Genomic DNA, 20,808 nt, shown 5'->3' with positions numbered 1-20,808 from the left:
GTGCAGAGAGGAACCCGCCGTGCCGCCCACCGACGTGCGCACCGCCCCCACCGAGTTCCTGGACCTCTTCGGCGACGGGACGACCGGTGATCTCCTGGAGGGAACCGCCGACGACCTTCTCGACGGCCTCCACACTCCCTGGGGACCGGTCCGGACCCCCGTCGGCACCTTCCAGTTGATCCCTGTCCGCCTCGACCGGGACCTCCCGCTCGTGCACGCCTGGATGAACGACCCCGCCGTCGCCGAGTTCTGGGAACTGGCCGGGCCCCGCCACCGCACCGCGGACCACCTACGGGCCCAACTCGACGGCGACGGACGGAGCGTGCCCTGCCTCGGCGTGCTGGACGGCACCCCGATGAGCTACTGGGAGATCTACCGCGCGGACCTCGACCCGCTGGCCCTGCACTGCCCGGTCCTGCCCCACGACACCGGCATCCACCTGCTGCTCGGCGCCGCGGGGGACCGGGGCAGGGGGCTCGGCTCCGCGCTGCTGCGGGCCGTGGCCGACCTGATCCTCGACCGGCGCCCCGCCTGCGCCCGCGTCGTGGCCGAACCCGATCACCGCAACACCCCCTCGCTCGCCGCGTTCCTCGGCGCCGGATTCCGGTACGCCGCCGAGGTCGACCTGCCGGACAAGCGGGCCGCGCTCATGATCCGGGACCGGGTGCTGCGCGATGTGCTGTAGCGCCGAGTGAGCGGGGTGTCACGATGGGTGTGAACGGCCTCCGATTGTCGGTGCCGGGCCGTAGGGTGGTCGGGCTATGACGAAGCCCTCCCTCCCCGAACTCCTGCACGCCGCCGTCGCCGCGGTCGGCGGCACGGAGCGCCCCGGCCAGGTGACCATGGCCGAAGCGGTCGCCGAGGCGATCGACGACGGATCCCATCTGCTGGTCCAGGCCGGCACCGGCACCGGAAAGTCGCTCGGCTATCTCGTGCCCGCGCTCGCGCACGGGGAGAGAGTGGTCGTGGCGACGGCCACCCTCGCCCTCCAGCGCCAGCTCGTGGAGCGCGACCTGCCGCGCACGGTCGACGCGCTGCACCCGCTGCTGCGCCGCCGTCCCGAGTTCGCGATGCTCAAGGGCCGCTCCAACTACCTGTGCCTGCACCGGCTGCACGAGGGCATGCCCCAGGACGAGGAGGACGGCCTCTTCGACCAGTTCGAGGCCGCCGCGCCCACCAGCAAGCTGGGCCAGGACCTGCTGCGGCTGCGGGACTGGTCGGACGAGACGGAGACCGGTGACCGGGACGACCTCACCCCCGGCGTCTCGGACCGCGCCTGGGCGCAGGTCTCGGTCTCCTCGCGGGAGTGCCTGGGCGCCACCAAGTGCGCGTACGGCGCCGAATGCTTCGCGGAGGCGGCCCGCGAGCGCGCCAAGCTCGCCGAGGTCGTCGTCACCAACCACGCGCTGCTGGCCATCGACGCCATCGAGGGCGCCCCGGTGCTGCCGCAGCACGAGGTGCTGATCGTGGACGAGGCCCATGAACTCGTCTCCCGTGTCACCGGCGTCGCCACCGGGGAGCTGACCCCCGGCCAGGTCAACCGCGCCGTGCGCCGCGCCGCGAAACTCGTCAACGAGAAAGCGGCCGACCAGCTCCAGACCGCCGCCGAGGGCTTCGAGCGACTGATGGAGCTGGCCCTGCCGGGCCGCCTGGAGGAGATCCCGGAGGACCTCGGCTACGCCCTGATGACGCTGCGGGACGCCTCCCGTACGGTCATCTCCGCGATCGGCGCCACCCGCGACAAGTCCGTCCAGGACGAGGACGCCGTCCGCAAGCAGGCCCTGGCCTCCGTCGAGTCGGTCCACGACGTCGCGGAACGCGTGCTGAACGGCTCGGAATGGGACGTCGTCTGGTACGAACGGCACGACCGCTTCGGCGCCTCTCTGCGCGTCGCCCCCATGTCCGTCTCGGGGCTGCTGCGGGAGAAGCTGTTCGCCGACCGCGCCGTCGTCCTCACCTCCGCGACCCTCAAGCTCGGCGGCGACTTCAACGGTGTCGGCGCCTCCCTGGGACTCGGCCCCGAGGGCGCCGAGGGCGAGGACCTGCCGCAGTGGAAGGGCATCGACGTCGGCTCCCCCTTCGACTACCGCAAGCAGGGCATCCTGTACGTCGCCAAGCACCTGTCCCGCCCCGCGCGCGACGGCGAGCGCGGCGACATGCTGGACGAGCTGACGGAGCTGATCCAGGCGGCCGGCGGCCGTACCCTCGGGCTGTTCTCCTCCATGCGGGCCGCGCAGCTCGCCGCGGAGGAACTGCGCTCGCGGATCCCCGAGTACCCGATCCTGCTCCAGGGCGAGGAGACGCTCGGCGAGCTGATCAAGAACTTCGCGGCCGATCCGCAGACCTGCCTCTTCGGCACGCTGTCGCTGTGGCAGGGCGTGGACGTGCCCGGACCCAGCTGCCAGCTGGTCGTCATGGACAAGATCCCCTTCCCGCGCCCCGACGATCCGCTGATGAGCGCCCGCCAGAAGGCGGTGGAGGACGCGGGGGGCAACGGGTTCATGGCGGTGGCCGCCACCCACGCCGCCCTGCTGATGGCCCAGGGCGCCGGCCGGCTGGTCCGCGCGTCGGGGGACCGGGGCGTGGTCGCCGTACTGGACCAGCGCCTCGCCACGGCGCGGTACGGCTCCTACCTCAAGGCGTCCCTGCCGGACTTCTGGTACACCACGGACCGCGATCAGGCCCGCAGGTCGCTCGCGGCCATCGACGCGGCGGCGAAGCAGGCGGAGGCCGGGAACCCGGCATAGGGCCTGCCCCGCCCCTGGGCGAGGCCCGGCCCGGAGGCAAAGGCAGGGCCCCGGAACCGGCGCAGAGGTTCCGGGGCCCGGTCAGGGAGCGAGCGGGGGGCCGCTCGCCGCGGGCGTCACACGCGCCGCAGTACGGCGACCACCTTGCCCAGGATGGTGGCGTCGTCGCCGGGGATCGGCTCGTAGGCCGCGTTGTGCGGGAGGAGCCAGACGTGGCCGTCCTCGCGCTTGAAGCGCTTCACCGTGGCCTCGCCGTCGAGCATGGCGGCCACGATGTCGCCGTTCTCCGCGACCGGCTGGCGGCGCACGGTGACCCAGTCGCCGTCGCAGATCGCGGCCTCGATCATGGAGTCGCCGACCACCTTGAGGACGAACAGCTCACCGTCGCCGACCAGCTGGCGGGGGAGCGGGAAGACGTCCTCGACGGACTCCTCCGCGAGGATCGGCCCGCCGGCGGCGATCCGGCCGACCAGCGGGACGTACGACGCGGCGGGCTTGCCGCTGGTGTCCGTGGGCTGCACCGACACGGCCTGGTCGGAGCCGCGCACCTCGTAGGCGCGCGGGCGGTGCGGGTCGCGGCGCAGGAAGCCCTTGCGCTCCAGCGCCATCAGCTGGTGCGCCACGGAGGAGGTGCTGGAGAGGCCGACGGCCTGGCCGATCTCCCGCATGGACGGCGGGTACCCGCGCCGCTGCACGGAGTCCCTGATGACCTCGATCACCCGGCGCTGCCGGTCGGTGAGTCCGGAGCTGTCCGCCCGGATGCCTGGAGGTCGGCCCGGCAGGGAGCGCCGGGGCCCCTCGGGATTCGTGGCTTCGTTCATCGCATGTACCGGCTCGACCCGGCCCTGGGAGCGGTCCTGGGCGGTGATGGTGGCACTGTCTGCGGTGGTGGTCACGTCGGCCCCTCTCGATGGTCTCCCTGCTGGACAACGGTAGTTGCTTTCGAAAGGTTGCGCCAAACACACGTTCGAGTGAAAAAGTGCGGTTCATCTGTTGCGATCGCGTGTTTGGGTGTATGGGCTGACGTGGTCCGGGTGCGGCACGGGCAGGGCGCGGGGCGGGCGAAAGTGCCCTTTGTCTGCGTTGTACTCTTTCCCACCGGGTCGCCGGCCTCGTGAGCGCGTCCCCAGTCTGCCATCCGGGCCCCGCGCCGGCCGGGCGAGGGGTCCGTTCCGCACCGGAGTCCTACGCGTCCTCCGTGCGGCGCCCACGGTATCCCCGCAACCGCCACAGGGGTACGGCCCCGCGCCCGCGTGTCCTTGCGGACGGGCCGTCCGGGGCCCTGTCCGGGGCCTCGCGGAGCGCTCCGCCCCGCCGTGCCCACGCGACACGCGATCCGGCCTCGGGGAATAAGCCGATCCCCACATCTAGTGGTTGGATGGCTACAGCAGCCCACAAGTTGTGGTGGCCCCTGTCGGAGACGGCTCCGCGATCGCCTATGCTTAGGGCTGCTTCGCGAGGCCCATGGGGCTCGGCGAGGCTATCGAGTCTGCTGTGAGGAGGGTTGGAGATCATGCACTGCCCCTTCTGCAGGCACCCCGACAGCCGTGTGGTCGACAGTCGTACGACCGACGACGGCACGTCGATCCGCAGGCGCCGCCAGTGCCCCGACTGCTCCCGTCGTTTCACGACCGTGGAGACGTGCTCGCTCATGGTGGTGAAGCGGTCCGGCGTCACCGAGCCCTTCAGTCGTACCAAGGTCATCAACGGCGTGCGCAAGGCGTGCCAGGGCCGGCCTGTCACCGAGGACGCGCTCGCCCAGCTCGGCCAGCGCGTCGAGGAGGCGGTGCGGGCCACCGGCAGCGCCGAGCTGACCACCCACGACGTGGGTCTGGCCATACTCGGCCCGTTGCAGGAACTGGACGTCGTCGCCTATCTGCGGTTCGCCTCGGTCTACCGGGCGTTCGACTCGCTCGACGACTTCGAGGCCGCCATCGCGGAGCTGCGGCAGGCGATGCCCGGCACCGCCGGGGGTGCGGCGGACGAGACGGACCGGACGGGCGGACGGGCCGCGGGGAGCCAGGAAGACGAACGCGGGACCGGCGGGACCTCCCAGGTCCCCCAGCCCGCGCAAGCCGCCGACTGACCGGCGCGGGAGACCGGGGGAGGGCCCGGACTCCGGCCGCGGGAAGCGGCGACCGAAGACCTGTCGCGGGTGGCAGCTGAGGGTGCCCGCGACACATGACAGAACACCGTGCCACGGGAACATCGGGGCACTTCAGGGCGTTTTGCCCGTATCAGGGAGGCGGCATGACAGAGACGGCGAGCGGTCCGGCACGAGGTTCCCGAGCCAAGGGCGGCAAGGCGGGCACCAAGGGACTGCACATCGAGCGCATCCACACCACCCCCGGCGTGCACCCGTACGACGAGGTCGAGTGGGTGAGCCGTGACGTCGTCATGACCAACTGGCGCGACGGCTCGGTCAACTTCGAGCAGCGTGGCGTCGAGTTCCCCGACTTCTGGTCGGTGAACGCGGTCAACATCGTCACCAGCAAGTACTTCCGCGGTGCCGTCGGCACCCCGCAGCGCGAGACCAGCCTCAAGCAGCTGATCGACCGCATCGTGAAGACGTACCGGAAGGCCGGTGAGGACCACAAGTACTTCGCCTCGCCCGCCGACGCGGAGATCTTCGAGCACGAGCTCGCCTACGCGCTCCTGCACCAGATCTTCAGCTTCAACAGCCCGGTCTGGTTCAACGTCGGCACCCCGCAGCCCCAGCAGGTCTCCGCCTGCTTCATCCTGTCCGTCGACGACTCCATGGAGTCGATCCTCGACTGGTACAAGGAAGAGGGCATGATCTTCAAGGGCGGCTCCGGCGCCGGCCTGAACCTCTCCCGCATCCGCTCCTCCAAGGAACTCCTCTCCTCCGGCGGCAACGCCTCGGGACCGGTCTCCTTCATGCGCGGCGCCGACGCCTCCGCCGGCACCATCAAGTCCGGTGGCGCCACCCGCCGCGCCGCCAAGATGGTCGTGCTCGATGTCGACCACCCCGACATCGAGGACTTCATCGAGACCAAGGTCAAGGAGGAGGAGAAGATCCGCGTCCTGCGCGACGCGGGCTTCGACATGGACCTGGGCGGCGACGACATCGCCTCCGTCCAGTACCAGAACGCCAACAACTCGGTCCGCGTGAACGACGAGTTCATGAAGGCCGTCGAGGCGGGCGGCGACTTCGGGCTCCGCGCCCGGATGACCGGCGAGGTCATCGAGGAGGTCGACGCCAAGTCGCTGTTCCGCAAGATCGCCGAGGCCGCGTGGGCCTGCGCCGATCCGGGCATCCAGTACGACGACACGATCAACAACTGGCACACCTGCCCCGAGTCCGGCCGGATCACCGCGTCGAACCCGTGCAGCGAGTACATGCACCTGGACAACACGTCCTGCAACCTCGCCTCGCTGAACCTGATGAAGTTCCTGAAGGACGACGGCCAGGGCCACCAGTCCTTCGAGACCGAGCGCTTCCAGAAGGTCGTCGAGCTGGTCATCACCGCGATGGACATCTCGATCTGCTTCGCGGACTTCCCGACCCAGAAGATCGGCGAGAACACCCGCGCCTTCCGCCAGCTCGGCATCGGCTACGCCAACCTCGGCGCCCTGCTGATGGCCACCGGTCACGCGTACGACTCCGAGGGCGGCCGCGCCCTGGCCGGCTCCATCACCTCCCTGATGACCGGCACCGCCTACCGCCGCTCCGCCGAACTGGCCGCGGTCGTCGGCCCGTACGACGGCTACGCCCGCAACGCCGACGCCCACCAGCGCGTCATGAAGCAGCACGCGGACGCCAACGGCAAGGCCGTCCGTATGGACGACCTGGACACCCCGGTGTGGGCCGCCGCCACGGAGGCCTGGCAGGACGTGGTCCGCCTCGGCGAGAAGAACGGCTTCCGCAACGCCCAGGCGTCCGTGCTGGCCCCGACCGGCACCATCGGTCTGGCGATGTCCTGCGACACCACCGGCGTCGAGCCCGACCTCGCGCTGGTGAAGTTCAAGAAGCTCGTCGGCGGCGGCTCGATGCAGATCGTCAACGGCACCGTGCCGCAGGCCCTGCGCCGCCTGGGCTACCAGGAGGAGCAGATCGAGGCGATCGTCGCCCACATCGCCGAGAACGGCAATGTGATCGACGCCCCCGGTCTCAAGCAGGAGCACTACGAGGTCTTCGACTGCGCCATGGGCGAGCGGGCCATCTCCCCGATGGGCCACGTCCGCATGATGGCCGCGATCCAGCCCTGGATCTCCGGCGCGATCTCCAAGACGGTCAACATGCCGGAGACGGCGACCGTCGAGGAGGTCGAGGAGATCTACTTCGAGGCCTGGAAGCTCGGCGTCAAGGCGCTCGCGATCTACCGGGACAACTGCAAGGTCGGCCAGCCGCTCTCCGCCAAGAAGAAGGAGGAGGAGAAGGCCGAGATCACCGAGAAGGCCGAGGACACGATCCGTACCGCGGTCGAGAAGGTCGTCGAGTACCGCCCGGTCCGCAAGCGCCTCCCGAAGGGTCGTCCCGGCATCACCACGTCGTTCACCGTCGGCGGCGCCGAGGGCTACATGACCGCCAACTCCTACCCGGACGACGGTCTCGGCGAGGTCTTCCTGAAGATGTCCAAGCAGGGCTCGACCCTCGCGGGCATGATGGACGCCTTCTCCATCGCGGTCTCCGTCGGCCTCCAGTACGGCGTGCCGCTGGAGACGTACGTCTCGAAGTTCACCAACATGCGCTTCGAGCCGGCCGGTATGACGGACGACCCGGACGTGCGGATGGCGCAGTCCATCGTGGACTACATCTTCCGCCGCCTGGCGCTGGACTTCCTGCCCTTCGAGACCCGCTCCGCGCTCGGCATCCACTCCGCCGAGGAGCGCCAGCGGCACCTGGAGACCGGTTCCTACGAGCCGGCCGACGACGAGGTCGACGTCGAGGGCCTGGCCCAGTCGGCGCCCCGCGCCCAGGAGCCGAAGGCCGTCGCGGCCCCGAAGGCCGAGGCCGAGTCCGTGAAGCCCGCCCCGAAGCAGGCCCACACCAGCGCCGAACTGGTGGAGATGCAGATGGGCATCCAGGCCGACGCCCCGCTCTGCTTCTCCTGCGGCACCAAGATGCAGCGCGCCGGCTCCTGCTACATCTGCGAGGGCTGCGGCTCGACGAGCGGTTGCAGCTGACGCTCCGCGACTGACCCGCTGAAGTGAGGGGCGCCGGCCGACTGGCCGGCGCCCCTTCGCCGTCGGGTGAGCGGCCGTGCCGGCCACCGCGACCGAGGCCGGGGGCGGCCCGTAACCCGCGTGGCGGTCAGGGCTGGTGGGCCCGGCCCATCACCCGTGTGAAGTCCTCCGGGTCCTCGTGGAAGCCGTGGACGCCGGGGTGGAAGATCCATTCGCCGGAGTCGTTGCGGACGAACTCGGCGATGGTGGCGGCGGTGGCGTCGTGCACCGAGGCGAAGTCGTCCTCGGACAGCACGGTGTAGCCCTCGCGGACGCGCATCGCGGGGTTGAGGACACCGGAGAACGTACGGCGCGCGGGCTGCTGCTGGATGACGACGCCCACCACCACGCGGCCGTAGCGCTCGCTGAGCCGGTCGACCTCCAGGGTCATCACCTCGTCCCAGCCGAAGCCCCGCCCGTCGGTGCTGTCACGGTTGAGGAAGATGGTGCCGTCGGGCGAACGGCTGTCGAAGTGCACCAGGTACGCCGGGGCGCCGTAGGGATCCCGCGCGTCGAAGGTCGCGGCGATGACGTCGAGATCGGTGGGTGGTGTACCCGCGGGACTGGGGTCCCACTTGAGCGCGACCTCGACCTTGCGCATCCCCTTGCTGAAACCGGTCACCGGGCCTCCCCTTCCCTGTGCGCACCTCGTCCCCAACTCCCGTGCGGCGGCCGAGGATCCTTGCCCATCGTGCCACGTACCCGGCTCCGCGTGCGCGGACGAACTGCGCCGGAGTGTGACCGGCGCCATGTCCGCTGGCCTTACCATGGCGCGGTGCTGGTCAAGTGGATTCGCTGCACCGTGGTGGACCGCCGGGGGTTCGAGCGGGGGCAGCGAAAATGGGCGGGGCTTCCCGGAGAGCCGGGCTTCCGGGGACAGGGCGGGGGCTGGAGCCGGCGGCGGCCCGACGTGGCGCACATCGTCGCCTTCTGGGAGAGCCGTGCCTTCTACGACTCCTTCATGGCCCGCTCCCACGACCGCCTCGCCGCCGCCCAGGCCGGCACCTTCAAGGACGCCCAGGTCAGGCTCTTCGAGTACCGCTTCGACGTGAAGACCGGCTTCGAACCCCGTTTCACCGACTCCGACCTGCTCAGGCTCGCCCTGTGCCGGGTCCGCGAGGAACGGGTGGAGCACTTCACCCTCATGCAGGAGAAGGTCTGGAACCCGGCCATGGCGGGCTCGCCCGGCATGATCCGGGGGATGTTCGGCGAGGCGCCCGAGCAGGAGTTCCTGATCCTGTCGATGTGGCGGGCCGCCGCCGAACACGGCAAGTACCGCACCGAACGGATCGAGCGCCTCGCCCTGCGCGCCCAGACCGAGGCGGACATCGCGGCCCTGTCCGGGGACATCGTCGACCTGGAGCCGTCCTGGATCGTCTAACCTCGGCCGCCGCGATCAACCAGCCTCGGCCACCGCGATCAAAGCAGCCCCGGCCGTCACGGAACCTCCGGCATCAGCCGTCCTGGATCGGTCGGCCCCGGAATACCGGCCGGTCGGTCCGGGAGTCGGGGGTGTGACGTGCGCTGTATGGGCCCCGTTCGATTCCCCGGTTCGCCGCCCCCCGATCTAGGGTTTCGGCATGGCACGACCACGGCGCATCGTCCTCGTCCGGCACGGCGAGTCCACCGGCAACACCGACGACTCCGTGTACGAGCGCGAGCCGGACCACGCCCTGGCGCTGACCGACCTCGGCTGGCGGCAGGCTGAGGAGACCGGCGAACGGCTCCGGGAGCTGTTCGGCTCTGAACAGGTGAGCGTGTACGTCTCGCCGTACCGCCGTACCCACGAGACCCTGCGCGCCTTCGCGCTCGACCCCGACCTCATACGCGTGCGCGAGGAGCCCCGGCTGCGCGAGCAGGACTGGGGCAACTGGCAGGACCGCGACGACGTACGCCTCCAGAAGGCCTACCGCGACGCCTACGGCCACTTCTTCTTCCGCTTCCCCCAGGGCGAGTCCGGCGCCGACGTCTACGACCGGGTCGGCGGCTTCCTGGAGAGCCTGTTCCGCAGCTTCGAGGCCCCCGACCATCCGCCCAACGTGCTGCTGGTGACCCACGGCCTCGCGATGCGGCTGTTCTGCATGCGCTGGTTCCACTGGACGGTCGCCGAATTCGAATCCCTGTCCAATCCGGGCAACGCCGAGATGCGGATGCTCGTCCTCGGCGAGGACGGCCGCTACACACTCGACCGGCCCTTCGAGCGCTGGCGTGAACCGGTGCCGGACTGGGCCACCGGATAAAGTGGCAGAGCGATGACCGCACACTTCTCCCCCCGCGCACGCCTTGAGCGCGCCCTGGCGAGCCTGCGCGGACTGGCCGTCGGGGACGCCCTGGGCGCCCAGTTCTTCGTCCCGGCCCAGCACGCCCTGCTCAAGCGCCGCGAGCTGCCGCCCGGACCCTGGCCGTGGACCGACGACACCGAGATGGCCTGCTCCGTCCTCGCCGTGCTCGCCGCCCACCGCCGCATCGACCAGGACGCCCTCGCCCACTCCTTCGCCGAGCACCACGACCCGGACCGGGGTTACGGCCCCACCGCCAGCCGGCTGCTGGGCCTCGTCCGCCAGGGCGAGGACTGGCGCGAGCCCGCCGCCGCCCTCTTCCACGGGCGCGGCTCCTGGGGCAGCGGCGCCGCGATGCGCACCGCGCCCCTGGGCGCCTGGTACGCCGACGACCCCGAGCAGGCCACCCACCAGGCCGAGATCTCCGCCTACCCCACGCACCAGCACCGGGAGGCGGTGGTCGGCGCCATGGCGGTGGCGGCGGCCGCGGCCCTGGCCGGTTCCCCGGACGGCCCGCCCGCCCCCGAGGCGCTCCTCGACGGCGTGATCGGGCTGGTCCCCAAGAGCGCGGTCGGGCAGGGCCTGCGCCGCGCCCGCGACATGCTCGACTACGGCGACGCCGCCACCGTCGCCGCCGTGCTGGGCTGCGGACGCCGCAGGACCGCGCATGACACCGTGCCCTTCGCCCTGTGGTCCGCGGCGCGCGGACTCGGCGACTTCGAGACGGCGTTCTGGACGACGGCACGGGCGGGCGGCGACGTGGACACCACCTGCGCGATCGTGGGCGGCGTCCTCGCCGCCAGCGGGGCGGGGGCGCCGCCCGCCGAGTGGTCCCAGCGGACCGAGGCGCTGCCCGACTGGGTGCCGGGGACGGTCTGACCGGCGGAACTCCGGGACAGGTGGGGGTAGTTGGGGTAGGGGGACGGACTGGCGGGTTCGCCCGCGTGACAAGAGCAGGGGCCGTCACGCCAGTCCGGCGCGACGGCCCCTGAACTGCCGCTCCACCGACGGGAGTCGGCCGGCCCGGATCACACGGGCGCCGCACCCATGGACAGGTCCCGGACGAGCCGCTCCAGGCTCTCCCCGCCCAGCAGCCGTCCCGCGGTGATGTCCACCCCGCAGCCGGTCTTCAGCCGGTTGCGCAGCTGCACGGCCATGAGCGAGTCGAGCCCGAGATCACGCAGCGACCGGCGCGGATCGAGATCGGCCCCGGCCACGCCGAGCACCTCGCAGGCGGCGGCGATCAGCAGGCCGGCGGGGTCCGCGGGTGAGGGCTGCGGGCACGGGGGCTCCGCGTGCGCGGCGGTCGCCCGAGCCCTGCCGGTGTGCGCCGGGATCACGGCGCCTCGCACCACCCGGCCCGGCGAGAACCGTTCCACCGGGCGTGGCGCGGACCGCTCCACCGGGCCCGGCGCGGGCTGCTCCGCCGGGTGCTCGTCGGGCCGTAGCCACCGCCCGGCCGCCGGTGGCCGGATCATGGTGGCGAACCGGGACAGCAGCGGCCGCGCGGGGCCGAGGCGAGGGGCGTCCCGCAGGGACCCCCCGAGCCGGGGCAGCCGGACCGGCAGCGCGCCGACCAGCGAGGACGCCACCGGGCGGCCCTGGCGTTCCGGACCCCGCGGGTGCCCCGGACGGCGCAGGGAGATCCCGCGGAACTCCGCCAGCACCCGCCCCTCCCCGTCGAGGACCAGCACGTCACCGCGCGCCTCAGCCGGGCCGGGCCCCGCGGTGACGGCGGCCAGGCTCCAGAAGTCGTCCGGCAGCTCGCCGTAGAGCTGGACGCTCTCGAAGCCGGTGGGCAGGAAACCGCGGTCCACCTCGCCACTCCGGCGCGCCTCGGGCCAGGCCGCGAGCAGCGGCAGCAGTGCCGTCTCCCACAGCCCCGGCGCCGGTTTGGCCGGCCGGATCCGCGCCACCGCCTCGCCGCGCCGCCGCCACAGCTGCTCCACGCCGGACGTCTCGGCGAGCTCAAAGCCGTAGCCGAGGGCGAGCCGGCGGAATCCGGCGGCGGACAGGTACTGCCGGCAGCGGGCCAGGGCGCGGTCCAGTTCGTCCGGCGCCCGGTGGCCGTCGCTGTCGTCCACCGGGCACAGCCGCGCCGAGGAGCAGAAGATCCCCGCGGCGCCGTCCGGCTCCTCCAGTTCCACGACCGCCCGCCAGGCGTCACCGGACCGCTCCAGCGCGATGGCCAGCACGGCCGCCTCGGGATCGGGGAGCAGAACCGGGGAGGGGGCGAGCCGTACGTCCCGTACCGCGAACATCGCCTCGGGGAGGTGCCGCGCGGCCGCGTCGAGTACGGCGGCGACCTGCACGGCGGGCGGCAGCACCGTCGCCCCGGCCACGCCCGACTGCTCCGCCCAGGCGGCGATGCCCCACCGGCCCAGATCCACCCGGCCGACGAGGGCCTTTGGCGCCGGGCGCGCGGCGGGCGCCTGCCGGAACTCGGTGCGCTCCCACGGGTAATGGGGGAGCGGGACCGGCCGTACCGGAGTGCCGTACCACCGCGACCAGTCCACCGGGCCGCCCGCCGCGAAGAACCGGCCCGCCGCCCGCAGGAGTTCGGCCCGCTCGTCGGTGTCGCGGCGCAGCGAGGGCACGGCGGTGCCGGGCGCCGCGTCGGCCGCGAGCGTGTCGGTGACCGAGGCGGTGAGCACCGGGTGGGGGCTGATCTCCAGGAAAGACGCTGCCCAACCCCTCGTCCTGAGCCGCGAGTTGTCGCATCGCCGTATGGAACCGCACGGGTTCGCAGAGGTTGTCCGCCCAGTAGCCGGCGTCCAGTGCGGGACCGGTCACGGGGGAGCAGCGGACCGTGGAGAACAGTGCGGTATCGGCGGTGCGGGGCGACAAACCCGCCAGTTCTGCGGCCAGTTCGGCGTGCAGCGGGCGCATCTGCGGGGAGTGCGAGGCCACGTCGACGTCCACCGGGCGGCACAGCACCCCCTCCGCCTCCAGCCGGGCCGAGAGGTCCGTCAGGGCGTCCGGGTCGCCCGCGAGCACGGTGCAGGTGGGGGAGTTCTCGGCAGCCACGCACACCGACGGGGTACGGGCGACGGCCTCGCGGGCCCGGTCGGCGGACAACTCCACGACGAGCATGGCGCCTTTGCCCGCCATCCGGCCCATCAGCCGGCTGCGGCGGCAGATCACCGCCGCTGCGTCCCGCAGCGACAGCGCGCCACTGACACAGGCCGCCGCCACCTCGCCCATGCTGTGCCCGACGCACACCTCGGGCTCCACACCGAGATCCCGCCAGGCCGCCGCCAGCGCCACCTGCACCGCCCACAGCGTGGGCTGCACGAACTCCACACCGCCGGGAAACCGGTCGGCCTCCCCCGTCAGCAACTCCTCGACCGACCAGCCCAGTTCCTCGCGCACCGCCCGGTCACAGGCGCGCAGCGCGATCCGGAACGCCTCGTTCGCGGCGAGCAGGCCGCGTCCCATGCCGAGCCACTGGGAACCCTGCCCGGAGAAGACGAAGACGCGGCGCCGCGGGCCGGTGAAGCCCGCCTCGCCGAACCCGCCGTCGGCCGTGCGCTCGCCCGCGGCCAATGACCGCAGCACCGCCGCCAGTTCGTCGTGCGAGGCGCCGACCGCCCACAGCCGGTGCGGGCCCGCGTCGCGGCGCGTCGCCGCGGTCGCGCAGATGTCACCGAGCGCCTGTCCGCGGCCCGCGCCGTCCGGTCCGAGATGGTCCGCGTACGACGCCGCCAGGCGCCGCAGCGCCGCGGCCGAGCGGGCGCAGAGGACCAGGAGCCGGGGGCCCCCGGACATCGGAGCGGTCTGTGCGGCCGGTAGCCGCTCGTCGGTGAACTCACCCACGATCACATGGGCGTTGGTACCGGACAGACCGAAGGAGCTGACGCCCAGCAGCCCCCGCGGACCGGCCTTGTCGAGCGGGGCGTTCTCGGTGACGACGCGGACGGCCGGCCGCTCGCCGGTGAGCAGCGGGTGCGGGTCGGACAGGTGCAGGGAGGCGGGGATGACGCCGTGGCGGGCGATCAGCACCGTCTTGATCAGCCCGGCGATGCCGGCGGCGGCCTCCGCGTGCCCGATGTTGGTCTTCACGGACCCGCAGCGCAAGGGCCGTTCACCGCCCGCCGCCTCGGCCAGCGCCCGCAGTTCCACGGTGTCACCGGTCGGCGTGCCGGTGCCGTGCGCCTCGACGTAGTCCAGCTGGTCCGGTTCGATGCCCGCGCTGCGGCACGCCTCACGCAGCATCTGCACCTGGCCGGAGACCGCGGGCTTCAGCAACAGCCCGCTGCCCTGCCCGTCGTTGGTGACCGCGCTGCCGAGCAGCAGTGCGAGCACCGGGTCGCCGTCGCGCAGCGCGTCCGGCAGCGGCTTGAGGACGACCGCGCCGACGCCCTCGCTGCGCACGAACCCGTCGGCCGACGCGTCGCCGAACCGGCACCGGCCGTCCGGCGAGAGCATGCCGCCCTGCGAGTACGCGATGGAGTCCTGCGGGGACACGATGATGTTGACGCCCGCCGCGATCGCCAGGTCGCTCTCCCCGGTCAGCAGGCTCTGCCGGGCGGCGTGCACCGCCACCAGCGAGGAGGAGCACGCCGTGTCCAGCACCAGGCTCGGTCCGCGCAGGTCGAGGGCGTAGGAGACACGGCCCGCGGTGACCGCCCGCAGGCGCCCGCCCACGGTGTCCCGGACGCCGGGGCCCTCGGCGGGGCGGCCGGACTCGCCGTACTCGGCGGTCGCCTGGCCGACGAACACGCCGGTGCGGGAGCCGGCCAGGCCGGCCGGCGCGATCCCCGCCGACTCCAGCGCCTCCCATACGACGTGCAGCAGGATGCGCTGCTGCGGGTCCATGCTCCTGGCCTCGACCGGCGAGATCCCGAAGAACGCCGCGTCGAAGGAGAAGGCGTCATCAAGGAAACCGCCGTCACGGGAGACGGTCTTGCCGGGCGCGGGGGTCCGGCCGGCGTAGTGGTCGTCGATGTCGAATCGGTCCTCGGGGATCCGGGTCACGGCCTGGGAGTTGGCCATCAGGAGATCCCAGAATTCCGCGATGCTGTTGGCGCGCGGAAAGCGGCACCCCATGCCGACGACGGCTATGGGGACGCCACCTGCGCACGGGAAGCGCTCCACGTACGTTCACCTTCGATCAGAGCCGATGAGAACAAACACCCACCGCCTCGCCGCGGGAGGGCGGGACGGGTTCTGAGGTGCGCGGTGCAAGGGCGATGCAAAGTTACACCGGCGACCAAGTTTGACCCCGAGACTTATATCGGTGTCTCAGAGATCGTCTCGGCATGCGGGACCGCATTGCGTGATCGATGTCGTCACCCGAGGTGACGGAGCGGGGCGAATATCCGGCCTTGCCTTCTGTACCTACTAGTATGTACGGTCGCGGCATGAAGCCGACAGCCGCCGACGTGAAGCCGACAAAGGACCTCCTCGTCGAGGCCGCCGCCGAACTGCTGTGGGAACGCGGCTACGCGGCCACCAGCCCGGCGATGATCCAGAAACGCTCCCGCGCCGGACAGGGGAGCATGTACCACCACTTCTCCGGCAAGGCCGACCTGGCCGCCGCCGCCATCCGGCACTCCGCTGAGCGACTGCGCCGCGCCACCGAGGCCGCGCTCGGTGGCGGTACGACGGCACTGGAGCGCGTCGGCGCCTTCCTCGACATGGAACGCGCCCCGCTCGCCGGCTGCCGCGTCGGCCGGCTCGTCCAGGACCCCGATGTCGTCGCCGACGACCAACTCCGCGCGCCCGTGGCCGAGTTCTTCGCATGGCTGCACCAGCGCATCGCCGACGTGCTCACCGAGGGTGTACGGGACGGCGAGCTGCGCGCGGACACCGATGCCGCGGCCATGGCCTCACTCGTCATCGCGACGGTCGAGGGCGGCTACGTGCTCGCCCGCGCCCGGCAGGACCCGTCGGCGTTCCGGCGGGCCACGGAGGCGGCGAAGAGTGCCCTGGCGCGGCTCGAGGCCCACCCCGGCCCCCGCCCGCCGTCGCACATCACCGCACTGCACATCACCCCCACCGAAAGAGGGCTCTCGTCATGACCACCGTCCCCGACGCACCGACGAACGCGAGGCGAGAGCGGACAGCCCCGCCCGCGACTGCGCCCGAGGCCACGTCTGCGCCCGCGGCCGCAACCCTGCCTGCGCCCGCGCCCACACCTCCGGCCGCGGCCCCGTCCTTACCGTCGGCCGACCCGGCGCGTGCCGGGCGCCGTGCCGCGCTCGCCCTTGCCGCCGTCTGCCTGGGGTTCTTCATGATCCTGTTGGACGGCAGCGCCCTGAACATCGCCCTGCCGGCCATCGAACGCGACGTGCACGGCTCGATGGCGGCCCTCCAGTGGGTCGTCACCAGCTACACCATCCCGCTGGCCGCCCTCCTGCTCACGGCGGGCAGCATCAGCGACCGCTGGGGGGCGCGCCGGCTGTTCGTCTCCTCGCTCGCCGCGTTCACCGCCGCCTCCCTGCTGTGCGCGCTCAGCCCGAACCTGACCGTCCTGGTCGTGGCCCGCTTCCTCCAGGGCGTCGCCGCCGGCGGTCTGCTGCCCACCACCCTGGCGATCATCGCCCGTACCTACCCCGACCCGCTGGAGCGCGCCAAGGCCATCACGGTCTGGGGTGCCACCGGCGGCCTCGCCCTCGTCGCCGGCCCGCTCGGCGGCGGCGCCCTGACCGAACTGTTCGGCTGGCGCTCGATCTTCGTCATCAACGTGCCCGTCGGCCTGGTCACCCTCCACCTCGCCCGGCGCCACGCCCGTGAGACCCCCCGCCGCGCGTCCCGCGCCGCCGACCTGCCCGGCCAGCTGACCGGCATCGTCGCCCTCTCCGCGAGCGTCGCCTACCTCATCGAGGGCGGCTCGCTGGGCTGGGCCGCCCCCGTCCCGCTTCTGCTGCTGGCCGTCTCGGTGCTCACCGCCGTCGCGTTCGTCGCCGTCGAGGCCCGCTCCCCGCATCCGATGCTTCCGCTGGCCGTCTTCCGCCGCTCCGCCTTCTCCGCCTCCGTGACCAACGGCTTCGCCTTCCAGTTCGGCGGCTACGGGCTCCAGTTCATGCTCGCCCTCTACCTCCAGCAGCGGTGGGGCCTGAGCGCCGAGCGGACCGGCGTGTACTTCCTGCCCTTCTCCGTCGCCTGGGTCTTCGGCACCATCGTCCTCAACCGCCGCCTCGTGCACCGCGGGCCGCGGTTCCTGCTGTGGACCGGCGCCCTGTCCTCCCTGGTCGGCAGCGCCCTGCTCCTCGGGGTCACCGGCCAGGCCAGTTGGCCGCTGTTCGCGGTCGGCACCGGACTGACCGGCCTCGGCTGCGGTGTGTTCTCCCCGAGCCTGAACGCCGCCGCGCTGCTGGCCATCGACCCGGCCTACGCCGGACTCGGATCCGGTGTCCTCAACACCTCCCGCCAGGTGGGCATGGCGATGGGCGTGGCACTGCTCGGCTCCCTGATCGGCATGCCCGACACCCTGCTCGGCCTGCGCCTGAGCGTCGCCCTGGTGGCGCTCTGCTTCCTCGCCGTCATCGTCCTCAGCGTCCGGTACATCCCGCGCGAGGAGGCCGCCTGACCTGCTCCGACCCGGAGCAGGACGCGATTCGCGGGTGCGACCGCATTCGGGACGGTCCGCGTGCGGGGCGGGTGAGGTCGGGGTGGCCGACGAGCGCGCTCCTCCGGGGCAACCCCGCTGCGAGCGAACCAGATCCGGGCATCCGGGAACGGCCGGTGGTCCACCCCTGCCCCGCTCCCGCGGCCATCATGACGACCACCCCCCTGGATATGCTGCCGCAAATCCGGCGATCCGGATTCCGCTACGGCCCCCCGTCGGCCGGCACTTCCACCGCCCTCCGGGCGACCGGGGTGTCGGCCGGCGCCCCCGGCGGCGTAATCTAAGGGCGCCATGCCGTACGAACCTCCCACCCACACCGTCGAGCGCTCCCTGCGCGCCACGACCGGAGCGAAGGTCATCGCCGGTGTCGACGAGGTGGGGCGCGGCGCCTGGGCCGGGCCCGTCACCGTCTGCGCGGCGATCACCGGACTGCGCCGACCGCCCGCGGGCCTGACCGACTCCAAGCTGCTGACCGTCAAGCGGCGCACCGCCCTGGACGAGATCCTGCGGTCATGGGTGACCGCCTACGCGCTGGGGCATGCTTCCCCCGAGGAGATCGACGCCATGGGGATGACGGCCGCACTGCGGCTCGCCGCGGTCCGCGCCCTGGACGCCCTGCCGGTCCGCCCCGACGCCGTGATCCTCGACGGAAAACACGACTACCTCGGCACCCCGTGGCAGGTCCGCACGGTGATCAAGGGCGACCGCTCGTGCGTCGCCGTCGCGGCGGCCTCGGTGATCGCCAAGGTTCAGCGCGACAAAATGATGGCCGAACTGGCTGTCGACCATGCAGACTTCGGGTTTGCGGACAACGCCGGGTATCCGTCGCCCGTGCACAAGGCCGCACTGGAGGAGCGGGGCCCCACCCCGCACCACCGTTTGTCGTGGGCGTATCTTGATGCGCTGCCCCAGTGGCGGCACCTCAAGAAGGCCCGCAACTGGGCGGACGGAAGCGTTCCGGAAATCGAGGGTCAGCTCGGCTTCGACTTCTGACGGTTCCGATCGCACTGATGTGCCACCCCGTTCATCAGCGCCACCTCAACGTTTGATAAAAATCAGCTCATGCCTCTCATTCCCGAGGAGCCTCAGATTCACGAGAGTGCCCAGGGTCCCCGCGTCGCGCCGGCCAGCGGCCGCACCGCCCCGACCCCTCGCCCCGTACCCGGCCCCCGTCCCGTGGCGCCGTCCCGCCCCGGTCGTCCCGGCCCTCAGCGGCCTACGCCGCCGGTGCAGCGCACGCCGCGTGACGTGGCTCCGGCCAAGCCCGCCCCCTCCGGTCCGGCTGCCCCCACCGCGGTCGCGGGCCCGCAGATCCAGCTGATCCCGGCCTCGGCCGAGGGTGCGGTCGACGCCGCCGAGGAGGCCGTCGACCTGCTGCTGGACTCGGGCCGCGCTCCCGGCGACGTGCTGGTGATCACCACGGGTGCCCAGCACCCGTGGGCCGAGCACGAACTGTCCTTCGGCGAAGCCGCCTACTGGGCGCAGCACGACGCGGGTGACGACGTCTTCTACACGGACGCCGCCATCGCCTCCCGCGCCGCCTCGCGCCCGGTGGTCGTCGTGGCCGTCAACGGCGGTGCTCCCTCCGCCGACGTCCTCGCGCTGGCCCACGCCCGCGCCACGGCCCTGCTGATCGTCTGCGGCGACCCGCAGCAGATCAACGCGGCCCTCGGCACCGGCGCCTGAACCACACGCGGGGCTCCGGGAGTCGGCAGCCGCCCGAGGGAGTACCGCACGGTGCGCCCTTCGGCATGCCGTGCGCGCGCCTCGGCACCGGCCGTGGGGCGGCTGTCGCCTTCCCCGGTGCCTTGGCGGCAGGGGATTCCCCGGCGGGGGAGGCGCGCCGGACCCGCGCCGTCCCTCAGCGGGCCGCCGCGCGGCGCAGGACCTCGGAGACCGGTCCGCCGGTGCGCGGTACGGGCGGCGGGGCATCCGCCGTGGCGAGCGGCTCCGGCGCCGAGTGCGCGTGGGGACGGCGGCCACCGCGCCCCTCGCCCAGCACCTGCCAGCCTTCGTGGGTCAGCGTGATGTACGCGCCGCACCGCAGCCCGTGCAGCGTGCAGGCGTCGCGCAGTCCCCACATCCAGGCGCCGTCCTCTTCGGTCCAACGCGCGTCGCCCTCACGGCAGTAGAGCAGCACGGCGGTGCGCACCGGGGTACGGCGGCGCAGGTCGTGCGGGATGACCCGGCGCAGCTGGGACAGCAGGGCGTTGCGGAACATCCAGCCGTCCGCGGGAGCGGCCCGGCGGGTGAACGACGCGCTGGCGCACAGCCGTTCCTCCGGGTCGAGGACGGCCACGACCGCGGTGGACGGCCGCGGCTGATGCCGGGCGTGCAGTCCGCTGACGACCTCACGGGGGTTGCGCAGCAGCGGGATTCCCGCGGCGGCCCACTCCGCCGGCTCCAGCACACGGCTGGCGGAAGCGGTGGACGTCGTCAACGAGGCCGCCGGGGACGAGGCGAATCCGAAGGTCACGTTCCTCCCTTCGGCTACGCGCCCACACTGCGGGCGAGGTCGGATTCGGGGACCGCGCACCGCAGCGAAGCCCGACCGGATCACGGCCGGGCCGTGCGGGGAGCGGATCTCAATTCTTCCTGTCGAACTGGAATGCGGCAACGAGCAATTGGGGCCGCCGCCGGGTATCGGGTGGTGCGTGGCTTATATCCCTACCCAAGCCTCGGCCGGATGACGCATGGGGCCCTCGCGCGCCTCCAGGACGGGTACCCCGAACACCACGCACCCCGCGGGCCGTTCGCCGCCTGCCTTCCGGGCCGTTCACCGACTGCCCTCCGGGCCGGTCGCCAGCTTGCCTTCGGGGCGGTCGCCAGCTTGCCTTCGGGTCGGTCGTCGCTTGATGGGTGGGTCGGTCGCTGCCTGGTTCTCGGGTCCGGTGCCGCTTGATGTTCGGGTCAGTTGTCAGCCCGCCTTGTGGCCGAACGCCGCCCGGTCTGGGGCCATCCACCGTCCGGCTTTTGGAGCGATCATGCCCTCGGGCCGGTCGTTGCTTGACGGGTGGGTCGG

Annotated in this window: 16 protein-coding genes; 11 read left to right on the top strand and 5 right to left on the bottom strand. The window is 72.5% G+C overall.

The features are described 5' to 3' along the window. Positions 1-19: 19 nt before the first annotated feature. Positions 20-685: a GNAT family N-acetyltransferase gene (locus ACZ7EC_RS21470; protein ID WP_471064715.1), complete on the top strand. Its 666-nt coding sequence runs from the start codon at positions 20-22 to the stop codon at positions 683-685. Between the two features lie 76 nt (positions 686-761). Beyond that, positions 762-2,747 (top strand): ATP-dependent DNA helicase, encoded by a 1,986-nt coding sequence (locus tag ACZ7EC_RS21465; RefSeq protein ID WP_471064714.1) that lies wholly within the window; start codon positions 762-764, stop codon positions 2,745-2,747. 116 nt (positions 2,748-2,863) lie between these two features. Here ACZ7EC_RS21465 and lexA read toward each other — a convergent pair whose 3' ends face one another. Continuing rightward, a complete protein-coding gene (gene lexA, locus ACZ7EC_RS21460; RefSeq protein ID WP_037663236.1) occupies positions 2,864-3,643 on the bottom strand; it encodes a transcriptional repressor LexA in 780 nt (259 codons plus the stop codon). 617 nt (positions 3,644-4,260) lie between these two features. Here lexA and nrdR point away from each other — a divergent pair. Together nrdR and ACZ7EC_RS21450 are read left to right on the top strand one after the other, a co-directional pair. Continuing rightward, entirely contained in the window at positions 4,261-4,833 is a 573-nt protein-coding gene (nrdR, locus tag ACZ7EC_RS21455; RefSeq protein WP_471064713.1) for a transcriptional regulator NrdR, read from the top strand. A gap of 164 nt (positions 4,834-4,997) precedes the next feature. Beyond that, a complete protein-coding gene (locus ACZ7EC_RS21450; protein ID WP_471064711.1) occupies positions 4,998-7,895 on the top strand; it encodes a vitamin B12-dependent ribonucleotide reductase in 2,898 nt (965 codons plus the stop codon). A 127-nt stretch (positions 7,896-8,022) separates the two neighbouring features. On the opposite strand, the gene ACZ7EC_RS21445 is transcribed toward ACZ7EC_RS21450, so the two are convergent. After that, positions 8,023-8,556: a TerD family protein gene (locus ACZ7EC_RS21445; RefSeq protein ID WP_471064709.1), complete on the bottom strand. Its 534-nt coding sequence runs from the start codon at positions 8,554-8,556 to the stop codon at positions 8,023-8,025. Positions 8,557-8,709: 153 nt separating this feature from the next. On the opposite strand from ACZ7EC_RS21445, the gene ACZ7EC_RS21440 reads away from it, so the two are divergent. The 3 genes from ACZ7EC_RS21440 to ACZ7EC_RS21430 all read left to right on the top strand — a co-directional run bounded on the left by ACZ7EC_RS21440 (position 8,710) and on the right by ACZ7EC_RS21430 (position 11,092). Next, positions 8,710-9,315 carry a YdbC family protein gene (locus ACZ7EC_RS21440; protein WP_471064708.1) on the top strand — a complete coding sequence of 202 codons (606 nt, stop codon included), beginning with the start codon at positions 8,710-8,712 and terminating at the stop codon, positions 9,313-9,315. A gap of 199 nt (positions 9,316-9,514) precedes the next feature. Beyond that, the gene (locus ACZ7EC_RS21435) at positions 9,515-10,174 is read left to right on the top strand and encodes a histidine phosphatase family protein (protein WP_471064707.1); all 660 of its coding nucleotides are present in this window, start codon (positions 9,515-9,517) and stop codon (positions 10,172-10,174) included. 12 nt (positions 10,175-10,186) lie between these two features. Next, positions 10,187-11,092, top strand: coding sequence for an ADP-ribosylglycohydrolase family protein (locus ACZ7EC_RS21430; RefSeq protein ID WP_471064706.1), 906 nt, complete (start codon positions 10,187-10,189; stop codon positions 11,090-11,092). 149 nt (positions 11,093-11,241) lie between these two features. Here the strand turns inward: ACZ7EC_RS21430 and ACZ7EC_RS21425 are convergent, their stop codons facing one another. Then, positions 11,242-12,474, bottom strand: a complete 1,233-nt coding sequence (locus ACZ7EC_RS21425) for a phosphopantetheine-binding protein (RefSeq protein WP_471064810.1) — start codon at positions 12,472-12,474, stop codon at positions 11,242-11,244. After that, positions 12,377-15,310: a type I polyketide synthase gene (locus ACZ7EC_RS21420; protein WP_471064705.1), complete on the bottom strand. Its 2,934-nt coding sequence runs from the start codon at positions 15,308-15,310 to the stop codon at positions 12,377-12,379. Before ACZ7EC_RS21420 ends, ACZ7EC_RS21425 begins: the two co-directional genes overlap by 98 nt. 266 nt (positions 15,311-15,576) lie before the next feature. Here ACZ7EC_RS21420 and ACZ7EC_RS21415 point away from each other — a divergent pair, with 266 nt between their 5' ends. From ACZ7EC_RS21415 to ACZ7EC_RS21400, 4 genes are all read left to right on the top strand, one after another. Next, positions 15,577-16,236, top strand: a complete 660-nt coding sequence (locus ACZ7EC_RS21415; RefSeq protein ID WP_471064703.1) for a TetR family transcriptional regulator C-terminal domain-containing protein — start codon at positions 15,577-15,579, stop codon at positions 16,234-16,236. Positions 16,237-16,331: 95 nt separating this feature from the next. Continuing rightward, the gene (locus ACZ7EC_RS21410; RefSeq protein ID WP_471064809.1) at positions 16,332-17,747 is read left to right on the top strand and encodes an MFS transporter; all 1,416 of its coding nucleotides are present in this window, start codon (positions 16,332-16,334) and stop codon (positions 17,745-17,747) included. Between the two features lie 330 nt (positions 17,748-18,077). Next, on the top strand, positions 18,078-18,779 hold the full coding sequence (locus ACZ7EC_RS21405) for a ribonuclease HII (RefSeq protein WP_471064701.1): 702 nt from the start codon (positions 18,078-18,080) through the stop codon (positions 18,777-18,779). A gap of 69 nt (positions 18,780-18,848) precedes the next feature. Then, entirely contained in the window at positions 18,849-19,472 is a 624-nt protein-coding gene (locus ACZ7EC_RS21400) for a hypothetical protein (protein ID WP_471064699.1), read from the top strand. A gap of 175 nt (positions 19,473-19,647) precedes the next feature. Here ACZ7EC_RS21400 and ACZ7EC_RS21395 read toward each other — a convergent pair whose 3' ends face one another. Continuing rightward, positions 19,648-20,262, bottom strand: coding sequence for a hypothetical protein (locus tag ACZ7EC_RS21395; RefSeq protein WP_471064697.1), 615 nt, complete (start codon positions 20,260-20,262; stop codon positions 19,648-19,650). Between the last annotated feature and the right edge of the window lie 546 nt (positions 20,263-20,808).

The sequence above is a fragment of the Streptomyces sp. NPDC037203 genome (assembly GCF_055605065.1).
The sequence above is the reverse complement of the archived record's forward strand: the minus strand, read 5'-3'. Positions and strand labels throughout refer to the sequence as shown.